At 69.4% G+C, this 23,084-nt stretch carries 9 protein-coding genes and 3 rRNA genes; 4 read left to right on the top strand and 8 right to left on the bottom strand.

Annotation, left to right across the window (positions count from 1 at the left end; all coding sequences use genetic code 11):
• Positions 1-71: 71 nt before the first annotated feature.
• The 4 genes from rrf to OHA84_RS19745 form a co-directional block, all read right to left on the bottom strand.
• Positions 72-189: ribosomal RNA gene (gene rrf / locus OHA84_RS19760) — 5S ribosomal RNA — on the bottom strand.
• A gap of 74 nt (positions 190-263) precedes the next feature.
• Positions 264-3,386, bottom strand: a 23S ribosomal RNA gene (locus tag OHA84_RS19755).
• 289 nt (positions 3,387-3,675) lie between these two features.
• Positions 3,676-5,200: ribosomal RNA gene (locus OHA84_RS19750) — 16S ribosomal RNA — on the bottom strand.
• Together the 16S, 23S and 5S rRNA genes form the textbook arrangement of a ribosomal RNA operon.
• A 629-nt stretch (positions 5,201-5,829) precedes the next feature.
• Positions 5,830-6,363: a MarR family winged helix-turn-helix transcriptional regulator gene (locus OHA84_RS19745; protein ID WP_053676179.1), complete on the bottom strand. Its 534-nt coding sequence runs from the start codon at positions 6,361-6,363 to the stop codon at positions 5,830-5,832.
• 122 nt (positions 6,364-6,485) lie between these two features.
• On the opposite strand from OHA84_RS19745, the gene OHA84_RS19740 reads away from it, so the two are divergent.
• Positions 6,486-7,775, top strand: coding sequence for an MFS transporter (locus tag OHA84_RS19740; protein ID WP_199826444.1), 1,290 nt, complete (start codon positions 6,486-6,488; stop codon positions 7,773-7,775).
• 58 nt (positions 7,776-7,833) lie between these two features.
• Here OHA84_RS19740 and OHA84_RS19735 read toward each other — a convergent pair whose 3' ends face one another.
• Both OHA84_RS19735 and OHA84_RS19730 read right to left on the bottom strand, forming a co-directional pair.
• Positions 7,834-9,579, bottom strand: coding sequence for an ATP-binding SpoIIE family protein phosphatase (locus OHA84_RS19735; protein ID WP_266950645.1), 1,746 nt, complete (start codon positions 9,577-9,579; stop codon positions 7,834-7,836).
• Positions 9,580-9,736: 157 nt separating this feature from the next.
• Entirely contained in the window at positions 9,737-11,155 is a 1,419-nt protein-coding gene (locus OHA84_RS19730; protein WP_266948831.1) for an NAD(P)/FAD-dependent oxidoreductase, read from the bottom strand.
• Positions 11,156-11,496: 341 nt separating this feature from the next.
• On the opposite strand from OHA84_RS19730, the gene OHA84_RS19725 reads away from it, so the two are divergent.
• Together OHA84_RS19725 and OHA84_RS19720 are read left to right on the top strand one after the other, a co-directional pair.
• Complete coding sequence (locus tag OHA84_RS19725; protein WP_053676183.1) at positions 11,497-12,264, top strand: TetR/AcrR family transcriptional regulator; 768 nt, start codon at positions 11,497-11,499, stop codon at positions 12,262-12,264.
• A gap of 553 nt (positions 12,265-12,817) precedes the next feature.
• Positions 12,818-14,764, top strand: coding sequence for a sigma-70 family RNA polymerase sigma factor (locus tag OHA84_RS19720; RefSeq protein ID WP_266970475.1), 1,947 nt, complete (start codon positions 12,818-12,820; stop codon positions 14,762-14,764).
• Between the two features lie 353 nt (positions 14,765-15,117).
• Here the strand turns inward: OHA84_RS19720 and OHA84_RS19715 are convergent, their stop codons facing one another.
• Complete coding sequence (locus OHA84_RS19715) at positions 15,118-18,327, bottom strand: BTAD domain-containing putative transcriptional regulator (RefSeq protein ID WP_266970477.1); 3,210 nt, start codon at positions 18,325-18,327, stop codon at positions 15,118-15,120.
• 247 nt (positions 18,328-18,574) lie between these two features.
• Positions 18,575-20,791, bottom strand: coding sequence for an asparagine synthase-related protein (locus OHA84_RS19710; protein WP_371591424.1), 2,217 nt, complete (start codon positions 20,789-20,791; stop codon positions 18,575-18,577).
• Between the two features lie 624 nt (positions 20,792-21,415).
• Here OHA84_RS19710 and OHA84_RS19705 point away from each other — a divergent pair.
• On the top strand, positions 21,416-23,065 hold the full coding sequence (locus OHA84_RS19705; RefSeq protein WP_266970479.1) for a sporulation protein: 1,650 nt from the start codon (positions 21,416-21,418) through the stop codon (positions 23,063-23,065).
• Positions 23,066-23,084 lie beyond the last annotated feature (19 nt).

The raw sequence follows: 23,084 nt of genomic DNA, 5'->3' as shown, positions 1-23,084 counted from the left end.
ACCCGACAACCTGGCCCGGAACGCAGAAAAGCCCCGCACCCTGAAGGGTGCGGGGCTTTCCCACAATGATTGTTCGGCGGCGTCCTACTCTCCCACAGGGTCCCCCCTGCAGTACCATCGGCGCTGAAAGGCTTAGCTTCCGGGTTCGGAATGTAAACCGGGCGTTTCCCTAACGCTATGACCACCGAAACACTATGAAGTTAACCAACCGGATATGAACACAGTTCGTTACTTCAGAACTAACACAGTGGACGCGAGCAACTGAGGACAAGCCCTCGGCCTATTAGTACCAGTCAGCTCCACCCGTTACCGGGCTTCCACATCTGGCCTATCAACCCAGTCGTCTACTGGGAGCCTTACCCTCTCAAGGAGGTGGGAATACTCATCTTGAAGCAGGCTTCCCGCTTAGATGCTTTCAGCGGTTATCCCTCCCGAACGTAGCCAACCAGCCATGCCCTTGGCAGGACAACTGGCACACCAGAGGTTCGTCCGTCCCGGTCCTCTCGTACTAGGGACAGCCCTTCTCAATATTCCTACGCGCACAGCGGATAGGGACCGAACTGTCTCACGACGTTCTAAACCCAGCTCGCGTACCGCTTTAATGGGCGAACAGCCCAACCCTTGGGACCGACTCCAGCCCCAGGATGCGACGAGCCGACATCGAGGTGCCAAACCATCCCGTCGATATGGACTCTTGGGGAAGATCAGCCTGTTATCCCCGGGGTACCTTTTATCCGTTGAGCGACGGCGCTTCCACAAGCCACCGCCGGATCACTAGTCCCGACTTTCGTCCCTGCTCGACCCGTCGGTCTCACAGTCAAGCTCCCTTGTGCACTTACACTCAACACCTGATTGCCAACCAGGCTGAGGGAACCTTTGGGCGCCTCCGTTACCCTTTGGGAGGCAACCGCCCCAGTTAAACTACCCATCAGACACTGTCCCTGATCCGGATCACGGACCGAGGTTAGACATCCAGCACGACCAGAGTGGTATTTCAACGGCGACTCCACAACCACTGGCGTGGCTGCTTCAAAGTCTCCCACCTATCCTACACAAGCCGAACCGAACACCAATATCAAACTATAGTAAAGGTCCCGGGGTCTTTCCGTCCTGCTGCGCGAAACGAGCATCTTTACTCGTAGTGCAATTTCACCGGGCCTATGGTTGAGACAGTCGAGAAGTCGTTACGCCATTCGTGCAGGTCGGAACTTACCCGACAAGGAATTTCGCTACCTTAGGATGGTTATAGTTACCACCGCCGTTTACTGGCGCTTAAGTTCTCAGCTTCGCACGCCCGAAAGCGCACTAACCGGTCCCCTTAACGTTCCAGCACCGGGCAGGCGTCAGTCCGTATACATCGCCTTACGGCTTCGCACGGACCTGTGTTTTTAGTAAACAGTCGCTTCTCGCTGGTCTCTGCGGCCACCCCCAGCTCACGGAGTAAATCCGATCACCAGTGATGGCCCCCTTCTCCCGAAGTTACGGGGGCATTTTGCCGAGTTCCTTAACCATAGTTCACCCGAACGCCTCGGTATTCTCTACCTGACCACCTGAGTCGGTTTAGGGTACGGGCCGCCATGAAACTCGCTAGAGGCTTTTCTCGACAGCATAGGATCATCCACTTCACCACAATCGGCTCGGCATCAGGTCTCAGCCTTAATGAGGGACGGATTTGCCTACCCCTCGGCCTACACCCTTACCCCGGGACTACCACCGCCCGGGTTGGACTACCTTCCTGCGTCACCCCATCGCTTACCTACTACCACCTTGGATCGGCGGCTCCACCACTTTCCTTTCCCCGAAGGGTCCGGAACGGCTTCACGGCCTTAGCATTAGAGGATTCGATATTGGGCGTTTCAAAGCGGGTACCGGAATATCAACCGGTTGTCCATCGACTACGCCTGTCGGCCTCGCCTTAGGTCCCGACTTACCCTGGGCAGATCAGCTTGACCCAGGAACCCTTAGTCAATCGGCGCACACGTTTCTCACGTGTGTATCGCTACTCATGCCTGCATTCTCACTCGTGAACCGTCCACAACTAGCTTCCGCTGCTGCTTCACCCGGCACACGACGCTCCCCTACCCATCCCAGCCCCCGTTGGGGGTATGTGCTGGAATGACACGACTTCGGCGGTACGCTTGAGCCCCGCTACATTGTCGGCGCGGAATCACTTGACCAGTGAGCTATTACGCACTCTTTCAAGGGTGGCTGCTTCTAAGCCAACCTCCTGGTTGTCTCTGCGACTCCACATCCTTTCCCACTTAGCGTACGCTTGGGGGCCTTAGTCGATGCTCTGGGCTGTTTCCCTCTCGACCATGGAGCTTATCCCCCACAGTCTCACTGCCGTGCTCTCACTTACCGGCATTCGGAGTTTGGCTAAGGTCAGTAACCCGGTAGGGCCCATCGCCTATCCAGTGCTCTACCTCCGGCAAGAAACACACGACGCTGCACCTAAATGCATTTCGGGGAGAACCAGCTATCACGGAGTTTGATTGGCCTTTCACCCCTAACCACAGGTCATCCCCCAGGTTTTCAACCCTGGTGGGTTCGGTCCTCCACGAAGTCTTACCTCCGCTTCAACCTGCCCATGGCTAGATCACTCCGCTTCGGGTCTAGAGCGTGCAACTCAATCGCCCTATTCGGACTCGCTTTCGCTACGGCTTCCCCACACGGGTTAACCTCGCTACACACCGCTAACTCGCAGGCTCATTCTTCAAAAGGCACGCAGTCACGACGCATTGAGTAAACTCAATGCGCGACGCTCCCACGGCTTGTAGGCACACGGTTTCAGGTACTATTTCACTCCGCTCCCGCGGTACTTTTCACCATTCCCTCACGGTACTATCCGCTATCGGTCACCAGGGAATATTTAGGCTTAGCGGGTGGTCCCGCCAGATTCACACGGGATTTCTCGGGCCCCGTGCTACTTGGGAGATTCTTAAGCAAGCCGCTGATGTTTCGTCTACGGGGGTCTTACCCTCTACGCCGGACCTTTCGCATGTCCTTCGACTACATCAACGGTTTCTGACTCGCCGACCGGCCGGCAGACCGATCAAAAGAATTCCCACAACCCCGCATGCGCAACCCCTGCCGGGTATCACACGCATACGGTTTGGCCTCATCCGGTTTCGCTCGCCACTACTCCCGGAATCACGGTTGTTTTCTCTTCCTGAGGGTACTGAGATGTTTCACTTCCCCTCGTTCCCTCCACACTGCCTATGTGTTCAGCAGTGGGTGACAGCCCATGACGACTGCCGGGTTTCCCCATTCGGACACCCCCGGATCAAAGCTCAGTTGGCAGCTCCCCGGGGCCTATCGCGGCCTCTCACGTCCTTCATCGGTTCCTGGTGCCAAGGCATCCACCGTGTGCCCTTAAAAACTTGGCCACAGATGCTCGCGTCCACTGTGTAGTTCTCAAGCAACGACCAGTCACCCATCACCCTGACCCATACGGATCAAGTTCACTGGGGCCGGCATCGCGAAGATACAACCTTACGGCCGTACCCTCAGATACCCAACAACGTGCCAGGCACGACCCTCCGCGACCATCACCGCTTTCCACGCCCGAGGGCAGTACTTGCAGAATGTCTTGGAAGACCGTGCCAAATAATCAACGTTCCACCCATGAGCTGACCGTGCAGAACATTTGTCTGCAATCGGTACTGTGCTCCTTAGAAAGGAGGTGATCCAGCCGCACCTTCCGGTACGGCTACCTTGTTACGACTTCGTCCCAATCGCCAGTCCCACCTTCGACAGCTCCCTCCCTTACGGGTTGGGCCACCGGCTTCGGGTGTTACCGACTTTCGTGACGTGACGGGCGGTGTGTACAAGGCCCGGGAACGTATTCACCGCAGCAATGCTGATCTGCGATTACTAGCAACTCCGACTTCATGGGGTCGAGTTGCAGACCCCAATCCGAACTGAGACCGGCTTTTTGAGATTCGCTCCACCTCACGGTATCGCAGCTCATTGTACCGGCCATTGTAGCACGTGTGCAGCCCAAGACATAAGGGGCATGATGACTTGACGTCGTCCCCACCTTCCTCCGAGTTGACCCCGGCGGTCTCCTGTGAGTCCCCATCACCCCGAAGGGCATGCTGGCAACACAGGACAAGGGTTGCGCTCGTTGCGGGACTTAACCCAACATCTCACGACACGAGCTGACGACAGCCATGCACCACCTGTATACCGACCACAAGGGGGGCACTATCTCTAATGCTTTCCGGTATATGTCAAGCCTTGGTAAGGTTCTTCGCGTTGCGTCGAATTAAGCCACATGCTCCGCTGCTTGTGCGGGCCCCCGTCAATTCCTTTGAGTTTTAGCCTTGCGGCCGTACTCCCCAGGCGGGGAACTTAATGCGTTAGCTGCGGCACCGACGACGTGGAATGTCGCCAACACCTAGTTCCCAACGTTTACGGCGTGGACTACCAGGGTATCTAATCCTGTTCGCTCCCCACGCTTTCGCTCCTCAGCGTCAGTAATGGCCCAGAGATCCGCCTTCGCCACCGGTGTTCCTCCTGATATCTGCGCATTTCACCGCTACACCAGGAATTCCGATCTCCCCTACCACACTCTAGCTAGCCCGTATCGAATGCAGACCCGAGGTTAAGCCTCGGGCTTTCACATCCGACGTGACAAGCCGCCTACGAGCTCTTTACGCCCAATAATTCCGGACAACGCTTGCGCCCTACGTATTACCGCGGCTGCTGGCACGTAGTTAGCCGGCGCTTCTTCTGCAGGTACCGTCACTTTCGCTTCTTCCCTGCTGAAAGAGGTTTACAACCCGAAGGCCGTCATCCCTCACGCGGCGTCGCTGCATCAGGCTTTCGCCCATTGTGCAATATTCCCCACTGCTGCCTCCCGTAGGAGTCTGGGCCGTGTCTCAGTCCCAGTGTGGCCGGTCGCCCTCTCAGGCCGGCTACCCGTCGTCGCCTTGGTGGGCCATTACCCCACCAACAAGCTGATAGGCCGCGGGCTCATCCTTCACCGCCGGAGCTTTTAACCCCCACCCATGCAGGCAGGAGTGTTATCCGGTATTAGACCCCGTTTCCAGGGCTTGTCCCAGAGTGAAGGGCAGATTGCCCACGTGTTACTCACCCGTTCGCCACTAATCCACCCCGAAGGGCTTCATCGTTCGACTTGCATGTGTTAAGCACGCCGCCAGCGTTCGTCCTGAGCCAGGATCAAACTCTCCATGAATGTTTACCCGTAATCGGGTGCACACGCACTTAGAGCGGGCCGATCATGTCGGAATAAGACCGATCGACCACTGCATCCTCGCTGTGTAATCGCCTGCAAGCACCACAACCCGAAAGCTGCGACCTCACAGGTCTTTTTCAAAGGAACCTCATCCACCGAAATGGACGGGGTATCAACTTTTGGCGTTGATTTTTGGCACGCTGTTGAGTTCTCAAGGAACGGACGCTTCCTTTGTACTCACCCTCTCAGGCTTTCCTCCGGGCGCTTCCTTCGTTCTTGCGTTTCCGACTCTATCAGAGTCAGTCTCGCTTGTTTTCCGCCTTCCAGGTTCTTCGCTTTCGCGTTTCCCTTTCCGGCGATTCCGACTCTATCAGAACCTTTCGGGCCTGACTCCCAGTCAGCGGGGCTTGTCTTCCGGGCTGTTGGGCCCTTCCGACTCCCAGAACTCTAGTGGACTTCCCAGGCGATTCATAATCGACCTTCGGAAATTAATTCGGACATGCCGAATTCGTTCCCGGTGGGAGATCGTGCTGAGTTGGGTGCCGCAACGAGGCGGCGGGAGTTGTTGTCGCCAAAACCAGTTGACTCTGGGACAACTCGAAGAACCTTACGGATCCGCAGGGGGTGTGTCAACCCCTGGCTTGGAGGTCTTCGACGCGGTCCAGGAGGCGGGTCAGCATGTCGCCCAGGACGCCGCGCTCCGCGGTGGAGAGGTCCTGGAGGAGGTCCTCCTCGAAGACCGTGGCCGCGCGCATCGCGTCGAGCCACTTGCTGCGTCCCTCGTCCGTGAGCTCCACGATCACGCGGACCCGGTTGGACTCGTCGCGCTCGCGGGTGACCAGGCCCTCCGACGTCATCCGATCGATCCGATGAGTCATCGCCGCCGGCGTGAGGCCCAGCTGCTTGGCGAGCTCGCTCGGGCCCATGCGGTACGGGGATCCGGAGATGACGAGGGCCTTGAGGACCTCCCACTCCGCGTTGCTGATGCCCAGGGCCGCGGTCTGGCGTCCGTACGCGACGTTCATGCGGCGGTTCAGCCGGCTCAGCGCCGAGACCACCTTCTCGACCTGGGGATCGAGGTCCTGGAACTCGCGCTGATAGACGGCGATCTGCTCGTCGAGGCTCGGTTCGTGGACAGGCGTAGTGCCGTCGGTGTCACCCATGGCCCGAAGTATGGCACGAGCTCGTTGGCGTCTAACTCCTTCGATGTGTAGAGTTAAGCTTCGAACTTTAGGGATGAAGTCTTCAGGCTTCAGTTATCAAGGTGGTGAAAGTGACCAAGGTGATGGGCGCTGCGATGCGGCGGATCCAGGCCGGGAACGCGTTGACCGCGTTCGGCATCGGCTTCACGGTTCCGTTCCTCTACATCTACGTGGCGCAGGTGCGGAATCTGGGCTCCATGGCCGCCACGAGCGCGTTCGTGGCCTTCGCCCTGGGCGCTCTCGTCGCGCTGCCCTTCACCGGTCGGATCATCGACCGACGTGGTCCCGTGCCCGTCGTGATGGGTGCGGCGGTGGCCGCGTCCGTCGGGGCGCTGTCCCTGGGGTTGTCCACCGGGCTGGTGCCGATTCTGCTGTCCGCTCTGGCGCTGGGCGCCGGGCAGGCCGTGATGCAGCCGGCGCTGGCCACGATGATCGTGTGGTGCTCGACCCCGAGTACCCGTACGCGTGCCTTCGCGCTCCAGTTCTTCATGCAGAACCTCGGTCTCGGCATCGGTGGGCTCATCGGCGGCCAGATCGTGGACGTCGCGCACCCCGGCAGCTTCACCCTGCTGTTCGGTATCGAGGCCGTGATGTTCCTGGTGCTGGCGGGCGTGATCGCCACCGTGCGGATGCCGCACGCGCCGAGCATCAAGGACGCCGTGCCGAGGGACCCCTCGCAGGCGGGCGGGGGCTGGAAGCGGATGCTGCGGCACCAGGCCATGGTGAAGCTGCTCGTCCTGGGCTTCGTGGTCTTCTTCGCCTGCTACGGACAGTTCGAGTCGGGTCTTGCCGCCTTCGGTACCGAGGCTGCCGGGATCTCGCCTTCCACGCTCGGGTTCGCGCTCGCCGCCAACACCGGTGCGATCGTCGTGGCGCAGTTCGTCGTGCTGAGGCTCGTCGAGAAGCGGCGGCGGTCGCGGGTGATCGCGCTGGTGGGTCTGATCTGGACCGGTGCCTGGCTCATCGCCGGGTTCTCGGGGCTGGGGCACGGCAGCGCCGTGATGGCCGCGGCCGCGTTCGTCACCACGTACGCGCTCTTCGGGATCGGTGAGGCGATGCTGTCGCCGACGCTCGCGCCGCTCGTCGCGGATCTCGCGCCGGAGGGTTCCGTGGGGCAGTACAACTCCGCTTTCGCGCTGGTCAAGCAGATGGCGTTGGCTCTGGGGCCGCTGGGTGTGCCGCTCGGTGCGGGCGTGCCGATGCTCTACATCGGGGTGTTCGTGGTGGTCTCGCTGGGGATCGCCTGGCTGGCGCTGCGGCTCGGCAAGCAGCTGACGCCGGCGCAGGACAACCCGTCGCTGCTGAAGGGCGCTCCGTCGGCGCCGGCGGTTCCGGTGGCCGTGGCGAAGGCCGCGGAGCCCGCTTCCGTGTAGGTCGCTTCATGACGATGCCCCCGGTCCTCTCTCGGACCGGGGGCATCGTCATGTCGTCCTACTGCTTGTCGGGCTGCTTGTCGGGGAGCGCGAACTCGCACCAGACGGCCTTGCCGCCGCCCGGGGTGCGGCGGCAACCCCAGTTGGAGGCGATGGTGGCGACGATGGAGATGCCGCGGCCGGTCTCGTCGGCCGGTTCGGCGCGGCGGCGGCGCGGGAGGTGGTCGTCCCCGTCGGTGACCTCGATGATCAGGCGGCGGTCGGTGCGGCGCAGCCGGAGGTGCATGGGCGGGGTGCCGTGCTGGAGGGAGTTCGCGACGAGTTCGCTGGCGGCCAGCACGCCGAGGTCGCACAGCTCGACCGGGAAACGCCAGGAGGCGAGGACTCCTTGGGCGAAGGCGCGGGCGCGCGGTGCCGCCTCGATGCCTCCGAGGAGTTCCAGGGCGGCGTTGTGGAAGAGCTCGGCGTCCGCGCCGGTGCGGGCGGGCTGCTGGAGGACCATCACGGCGACGTCGTCGTCGTGGTCGGCGTCCACGCCGAGTGCGCGCATCAGGCGGTCGCAGATGACGGACGGGGTGCCCTGGGCGCCGGCGAGGGCGCGTTCGAGGGCGGCGACGCCTTCGTCGATGTCCTCGCCGCGGCGTTCGACGAGGCCGTCGGTATAGAGGACGGCGGTGGAACCGGGGCCCAGGGCGATGGTGCCGGAGGTGTGCAGCCAGCCGCCGGTGCCGAGCGGCGGGCCGGTGGGGTCGGCGGCGCGGCGTACGGTGCCGTGCTCGTCGCGGACCAGGATCGGGAGGTGGCCGGCGGAGGCGTACGCGAGCAGGCCCTCGTTGGGGTCGTGGACGGCGTAGACGCACGTGGCGATCTGGCTGGCGTCGATCTCGGCGGCGAGGCCGTCGAGGAGTTGCAGGACCTCGTGGGGCGGGAGGTCGAGGCGGGCGTACGCGCGGACGGCGGTGCGCAGCTGGCCCATGACTGCGGCGGCGCGGACGCCGCGGCCCATGACGTCGCCGATGACGAGGGCGGTGCGGCCGGCGCCGAGGGTGATGACGTCGTACCAGTCTCCGCCGACGGCGGCCTCGGTGCCGCCGGGCTGGTAGGTGGCGGCGATGCGGAGGTCGTCGGGCTGTTCCAGTTCCTGGGGCAGGAGCGAGCGCTGGAGGGTGACGGCGGCCTCGCGCTGGCGGCGCTCGCTGGCGCGCAGCCGTTCCGCGGCCTCGGCGTGGTCGGTGACGTCGGCGAGGTGGATCAGTACGCCGGTGTGGGGCCCTTGGGCGGAGGCGGTGTCGGTCTGGGGGAACTCGACCGGGGTGCAGGTGACGGTGTACGAGTTGCCGCCGCCGGGTGCGGTGCGGTTCTTGGCGGTACGGGGCTTGCCGCTGCGCTGGACCTGGTCGAGGAGCGGGAGCAACCCGAGGTCGCCGAGTTCGGGGAGGGCCTGGTGGGCGGGGCCGCCGGGGACGCGGGGGCCGAAGCCGGCGACGTAGGCGTCGTTGACGTACGCGACGCGGTGGTCGGGGCCGTGAACGAAGGCGACGAGTGCCGGGAGCAGGCCGAGGACCTCCCGTACGGAGAGTTCGTCGAGGGCGGGTGCGGCCGGGAGGGGGCCCGTACCCGTTCCGGAGACGGTGGGTTCCGCGGGGGTGCCGTCGCTCGGGGGCGCCGGGGCGTGGGTGGCCGCGCCGCGGGCTGCGGGGACCGAGCCTTCTCCCCGTTTGGCCTGGGCGGCGGCGTGTTCGGTCCGGGCGGCGGCGCGGCGCTGCGTTCCGGGGAACCGGGCGCTCCAGCGGGTGAAGTTCACTGCGTTCAAGCCTCGTGGTGTCGCAAGTGGTCGCTGTGTCTCCCCCAGCTGCCGCTGGGCGGTGCCCCCCAGGAGTCGATCGCGGACGGTGTCACTCTGTGCAGGTGTGAGCCCACCTATGGTCACACGTCCAGTGTGGCCGACCGGACTGACAACGTCAGCTCTGGCCGTCCTTCGGCGGTTGGGGCGCGGGTGGGGGTGACGGGTGCTTGGGGCCGCCTCCTGCCGCGAGTTCGAATTCTGCCCTGGGGTGTTCGAGGGAGCCTAGGGAGACGATCTCGCGTTTGAACAGACCTGAGAGGGTCCATTCCGCAAGAACGCGCATCTTGCGGTTGAAGGTGGGGACGCGGCTGAGGTGGTAGGTGCGGTGCATCAGCCAGGCCGGGTAGCCCTTGAGCTTGCGGCCGTAGATGTACGCGACGCCCTTGTGGAGGCCGAGGGACGCGACGGAACCGGCGTACTTGTGGGCGTACTCGGTGAGGACCTCGTCGCGCAGGGCGGCGAGGAGGTTGTCGGCGAGGGACCGGGCCTGGCGGACGGCGTGCTGCGCGTTGGGGGCGCATTCGCGGCCCGGTTCGGCGGCGGTGATGTCGGGGACGGCTGCCGCGTCACCGGCCGCCCAGGCGTGTTCGACGCCCTCGACGGTGAGGAAGGCCGTGCAGGCGAGCCGGCCGCGTTCGTTCTTGGGTAGGTCGCAGGCGGCGAGGATCGGGTGGGGTTTGACGCCGGCGGTCCAGACGACGGTGCGGGTGGGGAAGCGGGCGCCGTCGCTGAGGACGGCGACGCGGTTCTCGCAGGATTCGAGGCGGGTTTCCAGGCGTACGTCGATGTTGCGTCGGCGCAGTTCACGAACGGTGTAGACGCCCATCTCGGGGCCGACTTCGGGGAGGATCCGGTCGCTGGCCTCGACCAGTACCCATTTCATGTCCTCGGGCTTGATGTTGTGGTAGTACCGGGCCGCGAAGCGTGCCATGTCCTCCAGCTCGCCGAGGGCCTCGACGCCCGCGTATCCGCCGCCCACGAAGACGAAGGTGAGGGCGGCGTCGCGGATGGCGGGGTCGCGGGTGGAGGAGGCGATGTCCATCTGTTCGATGACGTGGTTGCGCAGGCCGATGGCCTCTTCGACCGTCTTGAATCCGATGCCGTAGTCGGCGAGCCCGGGGACGGGGAGGGTGCGCGAGACGGAGCCGGGCGCGAGGACGAGTTCGTCGTAGGCGATCTCGATGTCGCCGGCGCCCTCCTCGGCGGTGGCGAGGGTGGTGACGGTCGCGACGCGCTTGGCGTGGTCGATGCGCTGGGCCTGACCGATGACGATGCGGCACTTGGCCAGGACGCGGCGCAGGGGCACGACGACGTGGCGGGGGGAGATGGATCCGGCGGCCGCCTCGGGGAGGAAGGGCTGGTACGTCATGTAGGGCTCGGGGGTGATCACCGTGACCTCGGCTTCGCCGGATCTCAGCTTTCGCTGGAGCCGGAGCGCCGTGTACATGCCGACGTATCCGCCGCCCACGATGAGGATGCGCGTTCGGGTCGGGGTACCGGGGGCCGTGCCCCGCGAGTTAGCAGCCTTCACCACCCCATGACGCAACGTGGCCGGGAGTTTGTCCACAGGCCCGGCAGATTGTGTGACCGGAGAGAGTGGTGGGGCGGGTCTGTCGGAGGGTGTGGATCCGGGTGCAGGAGCGCAGGTCAGCAGGTGCGGAGGGAGTGATTCCGGAGGCTTGCGGCGGAAAAGTGGGGGTGAATGCTCCGATCGGGCGGTGCTCCGTCCGAGGCTGCCCCTTCTGAATTGACTCTGGCTCAACTATGTTCGTAACTCGTCGAGGAGTAGGACCAGGGCCCCGTGACCGTGGCCCCCCTCGGCGTGAAGGCGGGGAGTGTCTCCGGGGGGAGACAGATGATTACCGGGGGAAACATATGCACATTTCCGATTTCCATGGCTCTGCGACCGCTCTGTCTGCTGACAGCGGCCGCGTGATGACAGGTGCCACCACGCACGGCATGGGTCGCTCCACGCCGCTGCGTGTCGACGCCCAGCGCAACCTCGAACACGTCCTGCGCGCGGCCCGCGAGGTCTTCGGCGAGCTGGGCTACGGGGCTCCGATGGAGGACGTGGCGCGGCGCGCCCGCGTCGGTGTCGGCACGGTGTACCGGCGCTTCCCGAGCAAGGACGTGCTGGTCCGGCGAATAGCCGAGGAGGAGACCGCCCGACTGACCGACCAGGCCACGTCCGCTCTGGGCCAGGAGGAGGAGCCGTGGCAGGCGCTGTCGCGCTTCCTGCGCACCTCCGTGGCCTCCGGCGCCGGACGACTGCTGCCGCCGCAGGTGCTGCGGGTCGGCTCGGCCGCCGAGGACGGGATCGAGGAGGCCGAGGCCGCCAGGGTTCCGCACCAGCGTCAGGCCGGCGGGACCGGCGGGCCGGACCTTCGGGTCGTGGGCGCGCGGACGGCCGTCGAGGACGAGCTCTCGGACGACTCCGGCGCGGGTGCGCTGCTGGAGGTGGTCGGCCGACTGGTGGACCGTGCCCGGGAGGCGGGTGAGTTGCGTGCCGACGTCACCGTGGCCGATGTGCTGCTGGTGATAGCGACCGCCGCGCCCGCACTGCCGGACCCGGCGCAGCAGGCAGCGGCTTCGGCCCGACTGCTGGAGATCCTCCTGGAGGGTCTGCGGTCCCGCACGGTCTGAGTCGGAGTGCGGTGCTGATCGGCTGGGCCGGGTGCGGGGAGCGGTGCGGTGCGGTGTGGGGATCGGTACGCGGTGCGGTGAGCGGCGCATCGTGGTCCTCGGCGCAGTGACCGGCACGTCGTGATCGGCACGTCGTGATCGGCTCGGTGCCGTGATCGGCGTGCCGTGACCCGCGTCGTGCCGTGATCCGCGTGCGGTGGGCGGCGTGGCCCGTGCGCGTCGTGCGGTGATCGGCGTCGGCGGTGTGCCGTGACCCGCGTGATTCGTGGGCGGTGACCGGCGTGCGGCTCGGTGTGTGGTGGTGCCGTGCGGTGATCGGCGTGTCGGGCGGCCTTCGTGTCGGTCGTCGTGGCGGTCTTCGTGTCGGTCTTCGTGGACGTGGTCGACCGGTTCCCTCGAACGGCCACTCGCTCGAACGGGTGAGGATCAGCACGGCGATTCGCCGGATGTTCCCCGGATGAGTGGATGGCAGTGAGAGGGGGCCGGCCCGCCCGCGCCGTGTGCCACGCTGGATCGGTGTACCGGTTGAGTGTGCCGTGCGGGGGCTTCCGCAATGAACGTTGACGGGCGAGACGAGTCTCTCGGTGGCGCCGGCGGCGAGGTCGAGGCGGGCAGCCTGCCCGCCCGGCAGGTACCCGCGCAGCGCGAGCCGGGTGGTCGGCACGTCGGTCCGGGAATCGAGGACGGCGAACTACCGCCATCGGACGCGGACTTGATCGCCCGGATGCGTGGGGGTGACGACGGTTCGTACGAGGAGTTGTTCCGTCGGCACGCCGATTCCGTACGGCGCTACGCGCGCACCTGCTGCCGGGACGCGCACACCGCCGACGACCTGACCGGCGAAGTGTTCGCACGGACCCTCCAGGCGGTGCGGGGCGGGGCGGGGCCGGACCATTCGGTGCGGGCGTACCTGCTCACCACCGTGCGGCGGGTCGCGGCCTCGTGGGCGAAGACCGCCAAACGGGAGCATTTGGTCGAGGACTTCGCGGTGTTCGCGGAGCAGGCGGCCACGGGTGCGGAGGGTGGCGCGGGGCTGGCCGGGCTCTCCGGGGACGACACCCTGGAGTGGGGCGCGGACGTTCGGGCGATGCACGAGGCCGAGCAGTCCCTGGCGATGCGCGCCTTCCGGAGCCTGCCCGAGCGGTGGCAGGCCGTGCTGTGGCACACGACCGTCGAGGAGGAATCGCCGAGTGCGGTCGCCCCGCTGTTCGGGCTGAGCCCCAACGCGACGGCGGTGCTGGCCAGTCGGGCACGTGAAGGGCTCAAGCAGGCCTACTTGCAGGCCCACGTGAGTTCGGCGTTGGTCGAGGGCGGGGACTGCGCGCGGTACGCGGACCGGTTGGGCGCCTATGCCCGGGGCGGATTGCGGGTGCGGGCGGAGCGGGGGCTGCGCAAGCACTTGGAGGAGTGCGTCAGGTGCCGGCTCGCCGCCGGGGAACTCAAGGACGTCAACGCGGGGATTCCCGCGCTGTTGCCGGTGGCGGTCATCGGTTGGTTCGCGGCCGGGTACGCGGCGAAGGCGGCCGGGGTGGTGGCCGGTGGGGCCGTGGCCGCCGGTGGTGCGGGGGCTGCCGCCGCCGCGGTCGGTGGATCCTCGGCCGGGACCGCAGGTGCCGCAGGTGCCGCAGGTGCGGGCGCGGGTGGCGGGGCTTCGGCCGGGGCCGGCGGGGCGGTGGTGTCCGAGGGTCTGGGCTTGCCGGCCAAGGCCGCCATCGCCGCCGGGATCGCGGTCGCGGCGGCCGCCGGGGTGGTGTTCGCGCTGGCCGGGGACGATTCCGCCCCGCCGCCCCGGGCGAAGCCGGCGCCCGCGGTGGCGGCGCCGGCGGTGCCCGCTCCGGCCCCGCCCGCGCCGGAGCCGAGCCCGCCGGTGACGAGGGCACCGGCGGTGAAGGCACCGGTGGCGCGGGTTGCCGTACCGCCTCGGCGCAGTGCCGCGCCGGCACCGAGTCGGGCGCCTTCGGCCAGGCCGTCGGCGTCGAAGGCGGCCGTCGTACGCCCGGCGCCGAAGCCCTCGCCCACCCGTACGCCGCCGAAGTCGCCGGCTCCGGCGGTGCCCGCGCCGGCGCAGGGGTTCGCGTTGGCGCGGCTCGGATACTCCGGGTACGGGAAGCACAGCACACCGGAACTGCGGACCTGGGCCGGCAGTTGGGTGTGGCAGCGCTGGGGGCTGGAGGTCGGGGGGCGGCGGTTCTCGCAGGGAATCACCGTCGACGCCCGTTCCTCGGTGGAGATCAACCTCAACCGGCAGTGCGCGAGCTTCTCCGCGCGGGCCGGGGTGGACGGTCTGGCGTTGCTGACCGACGGCGAGGTCCGGTTCTCGGTGTACGGCGACGGGCGGCGACTGTGGCGGTCCGGCGCCCTCGGGTATGGCGACGCGCCCGCCCGGGTCGAGGTGTCGTTGGCCGGACACGAGACGTTGCGTCTGGTGGTGGAACGGGTCGGGCCGGGGCGGCTGCCGGCGTTGGCGAGCTGGGCCGACGCGGTGATCAGCTGCACGTGAGCACGGTGATCAGCCGCATGTGAGTGCGGCGATCAGCCGCATGTGAGTGCGGCGATCAGCCGCATGTGAGTGCGGCGATCAGCCGCATGTGAGTGCGGCGATCAGCCGCATGTGAGTGCGGCGATCAGCCGCATGTGAGTGCGGCGATCAGCCGCATGTGAGTGCGGCGATCAGCCGCATGTGAGTGCGGCGATCAGCCGCATGTGAGTGCGGCGATCAGCCGCATGTGAGTGCGGCGATCAGCCGCATGTGAGTGCGGCGATCAGCCGCATGTGGGTGCGGCGATCAGCCGCATGTGGGTGCGGCGATCAGCCGCATGTGGGTGCGGCGATCAGCCGCTCTTGAGCAGGTGATCAGCAGCCGCTCTTGAGCAGGGCCGCGACCTCGGGCGGGGTCAGTTCGGCGCCCGCCGCCTCCTCCGCCGCGGAGCGGGCGGGGCCCAGGAGGGCGCGGGCTCGTTCGGGGAACCCGTCGAGGAACGCCTCCTCGGGGACCGAGCGGGGGTGTCCCGAGCGCCAGGCGGTGGCCGCCGCGAGGATCCGCAGGGCTTCCCCGGGCCGGTCGGTGGCGGCCAGCAACCCGGCCGCGGTCTCGGCGAGGGCGGCCAGGACCCGTTCCGCGCAGCGCGTGGAGATCGCGTCGGCGAAGGCGGGTCCGGCGCCGGCGAGCGCGGCGCGCGGGCCCTGGTCGTGGGCGACGAGGAGGGCTTCGATGTTGTCGAGCCCCGCGATGAACTGCGGGGGGACGCCGGCTCCCTTGGATTCGGCGCGGGCCACGACGTACTCGGCGCGGGCCTTGGCGTGGTCGCCACGGTAGAGGGCGATCATCGAGGCGAGCAGGCGCGCGAAGGCCCGTACGTCGTACACCCCTCCGTACTTGCGCGACTCCCGGTCCGACTCGGCGAGGAGCCGTTCGGCTCCTTCCATGTCCCCGGAGCAGTAGGCGGTCTCCGCGATCCGGGCGATGGCGAAGGGCGCCTCGATGTGGGCGCCGACCTCGCGGGCGAGGCGCAGGCACTCCTCGTACTCGATGCGGGCCCAGTCGTACTGACCACGGGACAGGGCCACCTCGCCGGCGGCGCTCGACACCTGCGCCCGCGTCCAGCGGTCGCCGACACGGTCGGCGATCTCGTGGAGTTCGACGAGGTCGGCGTCGACGGTGTGCAGGCCTCCGGTCATGTCGATGGCGACATGGGTGCGGAGCATGAGGATGACGCCGAGTTCCCAATCCCCGCCGTATCGGCGGCAGTTCTCCACGGCCTCGTCGAGGTCGGCGTGGAAGTCGAGGAGATCGCCGGTGAGGAGGGCGGTCGTGGGCCACAGGATGCCGGGGAAGGCGCTGGTCTCCGGGGAGCCGCGGCGAAAGGTTTCCTTCAAGCGGCGGGTGAGCGCCCGGTACTCGGGGGTACGGAACTCCTCGGCCGCACTGGATTCCGAGCGCAGGAACATGTGGAGCACCTGGAGGTGCTGGTGGGTCAGGTACGCGGGTGAGTCCTCGGGCGGTTCGGTCGGGGTGAGGGCGAGGACCCGGGCGGTCCACTCGGCGCCCTCGATCCGGTAGTTGCGCAGCCACCAGAACCAGCCCAGGGCGAAGACCGCGCGTTGGGCGGTGTCGGAGTCGCCGTCCCGCACGGCCAGGTCGAGGGCCGCGCGGAGGTTGTCCAACTCGGTCTCGACGCGCCGGATCCAGGGCAGCTGGGCGGCCGAGCGCAGCAGGGGTTCGGCTTCCTCCGCGAGGGCGAGGAAGTGCGCGGCGTGGCGCAGGGCGGTCGTACGGGCCTGCGCCGGCTCGTCGGCGGCGCGGGAGATGGCGTACTCGTGGATGGTTTCGAGCATCCGGTACCGCATGCCGTCGGGGGTGGGCTCGGCCAGGACGAGGGACTTGTCGACGAGGGAGCCGAGGACGTCGGCCACGTCGAGGGCGGGTGCCGCGCAGACGGCCTCGGCGGCGGTCAGATCGCAGCCGCCGGTGAAGACGGCGAGGCGGCGCAGGACGGCGCGTTCGGGTTCGGTGAGCAGGTCCCAGGACCAGTCCACGACGGCGCGCAGGGTCTGTTGGCGGGGCAGGAGCGTGCGGGATCCGCCGGTCAGGAGCCGGAACCGGTCGTCGAGCCGGTCGGCGATCTGGCGCGGGGTGAGCAGGCGCAGCCGGGCGGCGGCGAGTTCGATGGCGAGCGGAAGGCCGTCGAGGCGGGCGCAGATCTCGGCGACGGCCGCCGGGTCGTCGTCCGGGGTGAACCCGGGCTGGGCGGCCGCCGCCCGGTCGGCGAACAGTCGGTGCGCGGGATCGGGCGGCAGGGGCTCCACGGGACGCAGCACCTCGCCGGGAACGCCGAGGGGTTCGCGGCTGGTGGCGAGGACGCGGATGCCGGGGCAGTGCGCGAGGAGCCGGTCGGCGAGTTCGGCGGCCGCGCCGATGACGTGCTCGCAGTTGTCCAGGACGAGGAGCAGGCCGCGGTGGGCACAGTGGTCGATGAGCAGGGTGGTGGGGTCCTCGGCCGGTGACTTCTCACGGGCGACCAGGCCGTTCTCGCGCAGGCCGAGGGCGCTGAGCACGGCGCCGGGGACGGCCGCGGGGTGGTCGAGGCGGGCGAGTTCGACGAGCCAGCCCGGTTCCGGGTGATCGGCCGCCGCGTGCTCGGCGAGGCGGGTCTTCCCGGAGCCGCCGGGGCCGATGAGGGTGACGAGGCGGTGCCGGGACAGGTCGCCGTGGAGGGCCTCCAGGTCGGGCTCGCGGCCCACGAAGGAGGTGAGGCGGGGGCGGAGGTTGCCGCGCGGGGCCTCCGGCGGTTCGGGGGGCGCGGTGGGTTCCGGGGGCGGGCGCAGGAGTTCCGCGTGGAAGGCGCGCAGGGCGGGGCCGGGGTCGGTGCCGAGGCTGTCGGCGAGGGTGCGGCGGGTGCGCTCGTACGCGGCGAGGGCGTCGGCGGGGCGGCCGGCGGCGCGCAGGGTCCGGAGCTGGAGCACGCGGAGGGGTTCGTCGTACGGGTGCTCGTGGATCAGCGCGTCCAGCTCGGGCAGCAGGGACGCCGGGTCCGCGGCGCCGGCCCGGAGTTCGGCCTCGACGCGGCCGCGCCGCGCGGCCGTACGGAGGGCCTCCGGGGCGGCGGCGAGGGCGGAGCGGGCCGGCTCCGGAAGGTCGGCGAGGGCCGGGCCGCGCCAGAGGGCGAGGGCGGAGCGGAGGGTCGCGGCGGCGATGGCGGGGGGCGTCGCGGGGTCGTCGAGCTGTCGGGCGCCATCGCGGGCGAGCCGGGTGAAGCGGTGGAGGTCCACGTCCTCGGGGGCCGCGGCGAGACGGTAGCCGCCCGTCGGGTCGGCGAGGACGCGGTCGCGCGCACCGAGGGCGCGGCGCAGCCGGGACACGAGGGCCTGGAGGGCGGCGGGCGCGTCCCGGGGCGGGTCGTCGCCCCACACCTCGTCGACGAGGTCCGTCACGGTGACGGCGAGCGGGGCACCGGCGCGGAGCGCGAGGGAGGCGAGGAGGGCGCGGAGGCGGGCGCCACCTATGGGGAGGGGGGCGTGGGAGTCGTCGCGGGCCTCGGTGGGACCGAGGAGGAGGTACTGCACCGGGCAATTCTGCCCTTCCCCTGGCCGGGGTGGGTGGGGATTTGTGGCGGCGTGGCGGGTGGCGCGTGGCGCGTGCCGCGTGCTTGGGGGTGCTTGTCCGTGCCGCGTGCCGCCGCGTCGCTGCCGGCCCCGGCTGCGCCGGGCGCCTCAAACGCCGGCGGGCTGGATTCGGCGCGGTCCCGGGGATCTGGGAGCGGCGGGGCTGGATTCGGCGCGGTCCCGGGGATCTGGGAGCGGCGGCGGGGTGTCAGGAGAGGGCTGGGCGGCGGTGGGGGATGCCTGTGGGGACGGCTCGGCGGCGGGGGGCGGTGGTGCCCGTCCAGCAGGTGCCGCGGCGGGCGAGGAGGCGGTGGAGCCACAGTTCCATGGAGACGAGTTCGGCGAGGCCGTCCAGGGGGACCGGCCGGCCGTCGGCCGCGTCGAGCAGGGCCTGTCGCACGACGCGGGCCTCGATCAGACCCGCGTCCGCGAGCAGGGGGGTGGCGAAGAGGGCGAGCAGGTCGGGCAGGGCGGCGCGCAGGCCGAGTCGGGTCGCGGTCTCGTTGGGGGCGTGGGCGGTGACGCCCCAGCCGGGCGGGAGTTGGCGTACTCCGGCGGAGGACAGGACGCTGCGCAGGATCGTCGCGCGGGCGCCGGGTTGGACGCGCAGGGACTCGGGGAGGGCGCGGGCGGCCCGTACGACCTGGTTGTCGAGGAACGGGGCGTGCAGGCGTTGGCTGCGTACCTCGACGGCCTGCTCGAAGACCCGGTGGTCGGCGGCGTGGCGGGCGAGGACGGCGCGGGCGCGGGCTTCGCCGGGGCGCAGGGACAGGGGTGGGCGGCCCGCGGCGGCGGTGAGTCGGATCGCGACCTCGGCGAGGGCTTCGCCGGTGAGCCAGCCCGCGGCGGGTCCGGGGCGGGACCAGGTCAGGGCGGCGAGGGAGGCGTCGACGGGGGTGAGGGCGCCGGCCGAGGGGGCTCCGTCGCGCAGTCGGGCGGCGGCGGCTTCCATGCCCGCGCGGTACGGGGTGCGGGCGAGGCGGCGGGCGGCGGAGTAGACGGTGAGCGGGACGAACAGGGACTCGCCGGCGGCCGAGCGGGCGAGGGCGGCGACGGGGCGCAGGAGGTGGCGTCTGCGGCGGTCCATCAGGAGGTCGGCGAGTCGGGCGGGGTGGGCGTCGAGGACCTGGCGGGCTCCGTGGCCGGTGAAGTGGTCGGCGGAGCCGGCGGCGAGTCTGCGTCGTTCGCGGGCTGCGAAGACGAGGGAGGGGCCGGGTTCGTCGGTGAGCGGGCCGTCGAGTTCGGCGTACGGGAGGGCTTCCTCGGCGGCGGCCACGACCACGTGGTGGAGGCGGGGGTCGGCGGCGATGGCGTGGGCGCGTTCGAGTTCGCCCTCGCGGCCCTGGGGGGTGGCGAGGTCGTTGAAGGTGACGGCGAGGAGGCGTTCGCCGGATTGCCGCAGGACGGTGCCCGGGGAGCCGGGGAGGCCGGCGGCGAGGAGGGCCAGGGTCGCGGAGGCGCTGCCGCCGGAGAGGTCGGCGCCGACGCCCGGTGCGGGGGCGCCGCGGGCGGCGCGGCGGTCGGCGGGTCCCATTCCGGGCACGGGGCCGGGGTCGGGGAGCAGGGTGTCGGGGGCATGGCGGGGCGCCGTGAGCCGGGCGCGCACCGCGTCGACCAATGCTTCGCGCACGCCCTCCACGGCGCGCTCGGGGTCGGCCTCGGGGGCGGCCACGGCGAGGGAGGCCACGGATTCGTAGCCGGTGATCTCGCGGGAGCCCTCGCGCAGGATCAGGGTGTGGCCGGGCGGGATGCGTCGAACGCCGACGTACGGTGTGCCGTCGCCCAGTGCCTCGGGGCTGTCGGGGCAGGCCAGGAGGGCTGCGAGGTGGCCGATGTCGAGCTGTGCCTCGATGAGGTCGGCGAGCGGGAGCGCGGCGGTGGCGTACGCGGTGCCGCCCGCCCAGGGCGTGTAGAAGACGGGGCGGGCGCCGGCGAGGTCGCCGAGGACGGTGATGCGGCGGCCGGCCTGGACGACGGCGGTGTAGCTGCCGGACCACTGGGTGAGGTGGCGCAGGGCGCCGCCGCGGGCGGCGTACAGGGCGCGGCGCAGTTCGGCGTCGGTGGCTCCGCAGCAGCCGAGGACGGCGAGCCGGGTGAACGGGTCGGCGGGGTCGGCGGTGACGGTGCGGATCTCGTCGGGGCGCCAGTCGCCGACGGCCCAGAGGGGGTCGGGGTCGCCCCACAAGAGTTGGGCGCCGACGGGTTGGACGGTGCGTTCGGCGTCCTGGGCGGCGGGGTCGTCGGGGTGGGCCGCGTCGGCGATGCCGCCGTGCGGGGGGTCCGCGTAGGCGGTTCCGTACGGGGGGCCGTCGGCGCCGGGTCGGTGCGAGGACCCGTACGCGGAACCGGAAACGCCCTGGCCGGAGACGCGTCCGGCCGTGCCGAAGCTCGCGGCGATACTGCTCCACCCGACCAACCAGCGCACGCCGCCGCCTCCCCAGCCTGTGGGCACATGACCGGGGCACGTACAGCGTGGTCGGCGTGCGGGCGCGACCGTACGAACCCCGGGTGGCTCGGGGTCCATGCTGCCACGAGACAGGCGTGCGAGAGGGGTTAAGGGGGGCGCACATGCAAACGAACACGCCCCCGCCACGCGGTATTTGGCGTTCCGTGCCCGGCGTCCCATAGGTCGGTTTCGGCCATTCTTCGGCCGTACTGATTTCCCGCGCCGCCCGGGTTCCCGGGGCGCGGCCCGGGAGGCGGGAACCACCCCCCGAACCGTTCCGCCACCCGCGGGGATTGAGGCAGCGGCGTCCCCCGGCCCACCCGATCCACGCGGCGGGCCGACCCACGCACCGCACATCGAATCGTCGGGCCCGGGGGGCAGCCAGAGCGCACGGACGGGCGCACGGCCACACGGACGGAGCACGCGCTGACACGTGCGCCCCGGGTGTGGGCCCCACCCCGACTGTGCGTACGGACAACAATCCCGCCATACGGAAGTGGAGGCCTTAACGCTTGGGAGGCGGGGAACTACGCTGGGTTTACGAAATGCCGGGCGCCTATGCCCCGGCGGCGTCTGCGTTCCGCGTGTGACGAGGGGTGGCGCATGTCCAGGGAGCTCCGCGAGCCCAATGAGAAGCTCGGCGCCGTCCTCGCCCTCGCGGGCATCAGCAACGCGGGGCTGGCCCGGCGGGTGAACGACCTCGGCGCACAGCGCGGCCTGACGCTTCGGTACGACAAGACGTCGGTGGCGCGTTGGGTGTCCAAGGGGATGGTGCCGCAGGGCGCCGCCCCGCATCTGATCGCCGCCGCGATCGGAGCGAAGCTGGGGCGGCCGGTGCCGCTGCACGAGATCGGGCTGGCGGACGCCGACCCCGCGCCGGAGGTCGGTCTGGCCTTCCCCCGCGACGTGGGGGCGGCGGTGCGGTCGGCCACGGATCTGTACCGGCTCGACCTCGCGGGCCGGCGGGGCGGTGGCGGGATCTGGCAGTCGTTGGCCGGCTCCTTCGCCGTGTCCGCGTACGCGACGCCCGCTTCGCGCTGGCTGATATCCCCCGCCGACAGTTCCGTCGCGCGCGAGCCGGAGGCCGGTTCGGGCGAGTCGCGGGCGCGGGAACTCCCGGCGGAGGCGCCGCCCCCCGCACCCCCGTCGTCCACCGCGCCCCCGGTCTCCGTCCCGTCCACGGCCTCCGTCCCGTCCACGGCCTCCGCGCCGTCCGATGTGGTCCCGCGGATCCCGGAGACCCCGCGCGTCGCGTCCACGCCGCGCACCGCGCACGCCCCGCGCGAGCCGGGTGGTGCGACGAAGGGGGCCCCGGCGCCGGCGGAGGTGTTCCCGCAGCGCGTGGGCCACAGCGACGTCACCAAGCTGCGTGAGGCCGCCGAGGACGCGCGCCGCTGGGACTCCAAGTACGGCGGCGGCGACTGGCGTTCCTCGATGGTCCCGGAGTGCCTGCGGGTGGACGCGGCGCCCCTGCTGCTCGGCTCGTACACCGACGAGGTGGGGCGCGCGCTGTTCGGCGCCACCGCCGAACTGACCCGGCTGGCCGGGTGGATGGCCTTCGACACCGGTCAGCAGGAAGCGGCCCAGCGCTACTACATCCAGGCGCTGAGGCTCGCCCGGGCCGCCGCGGACGTACCGCTCGGCGGGTACGTGCTGGCCTCGATGTCCCTCCAGGCGACCTACCGGGATTTCCCGGACGAGGGCGTGGACCTGGCCCAGGCCGCCGTCGAGCGCAACCGCGGCCTCGCGACCGCCCGCACCATGAGCTTCTTCCGCCTCGTCGAGGCCCGGGCGCACGCGAAGGCCGGCGACCCGGTGGCCGCCGGGGCGGCGCTGCGGGCGTCCGAGGGCTGGCTGGAGCGGGCCCGGGAGGGCGACGCGGATCCGACCTGGCTGGGTTTCTACTCCTACGACCGGTTCGCGGCGGATGCGGCGGAATGTTACCGAGACCTCAAACTCCCCCGGCAGGTCCGCCGCTTCACCGAGCAGGCGCTGTCCCGCCCGACCGAGGAGTACGTGCGCTCGCACGGTCTGCGCCTGGTGGTGAGCGCGGTCGCGGAGCTGGAGTCGGGCAACCTCGACGCGGCGTGCGCGGCCGGTACCCGGGCAGTAGAGGTCGCGGGACGGATCTCTTCCGCGCGGACGAACGAGTACGTACGGGACCTGCTGCACCGGCTGGAACCGTACGGCGACGAACCGCGTGTCGTGGAGCTGCGCGAACGGGCCCGGCCACTGCTGGTCGCCCCCGCGTAGCCGCGTTGTCGGTGGCGGG

Source organism: Streptomyces sp. NBC_00513 (assembly GCF_041431415.1).
Lineage (GTDB): Bacteria > Actinomycetota > Actinomycetes > Streptomycetales > Streptomycetaceae > Streptomyces.
Note: the sequence above shows the minus strand (reverse complement) of the source record. Positions and strands in the feature narration are given on the sequence as shown.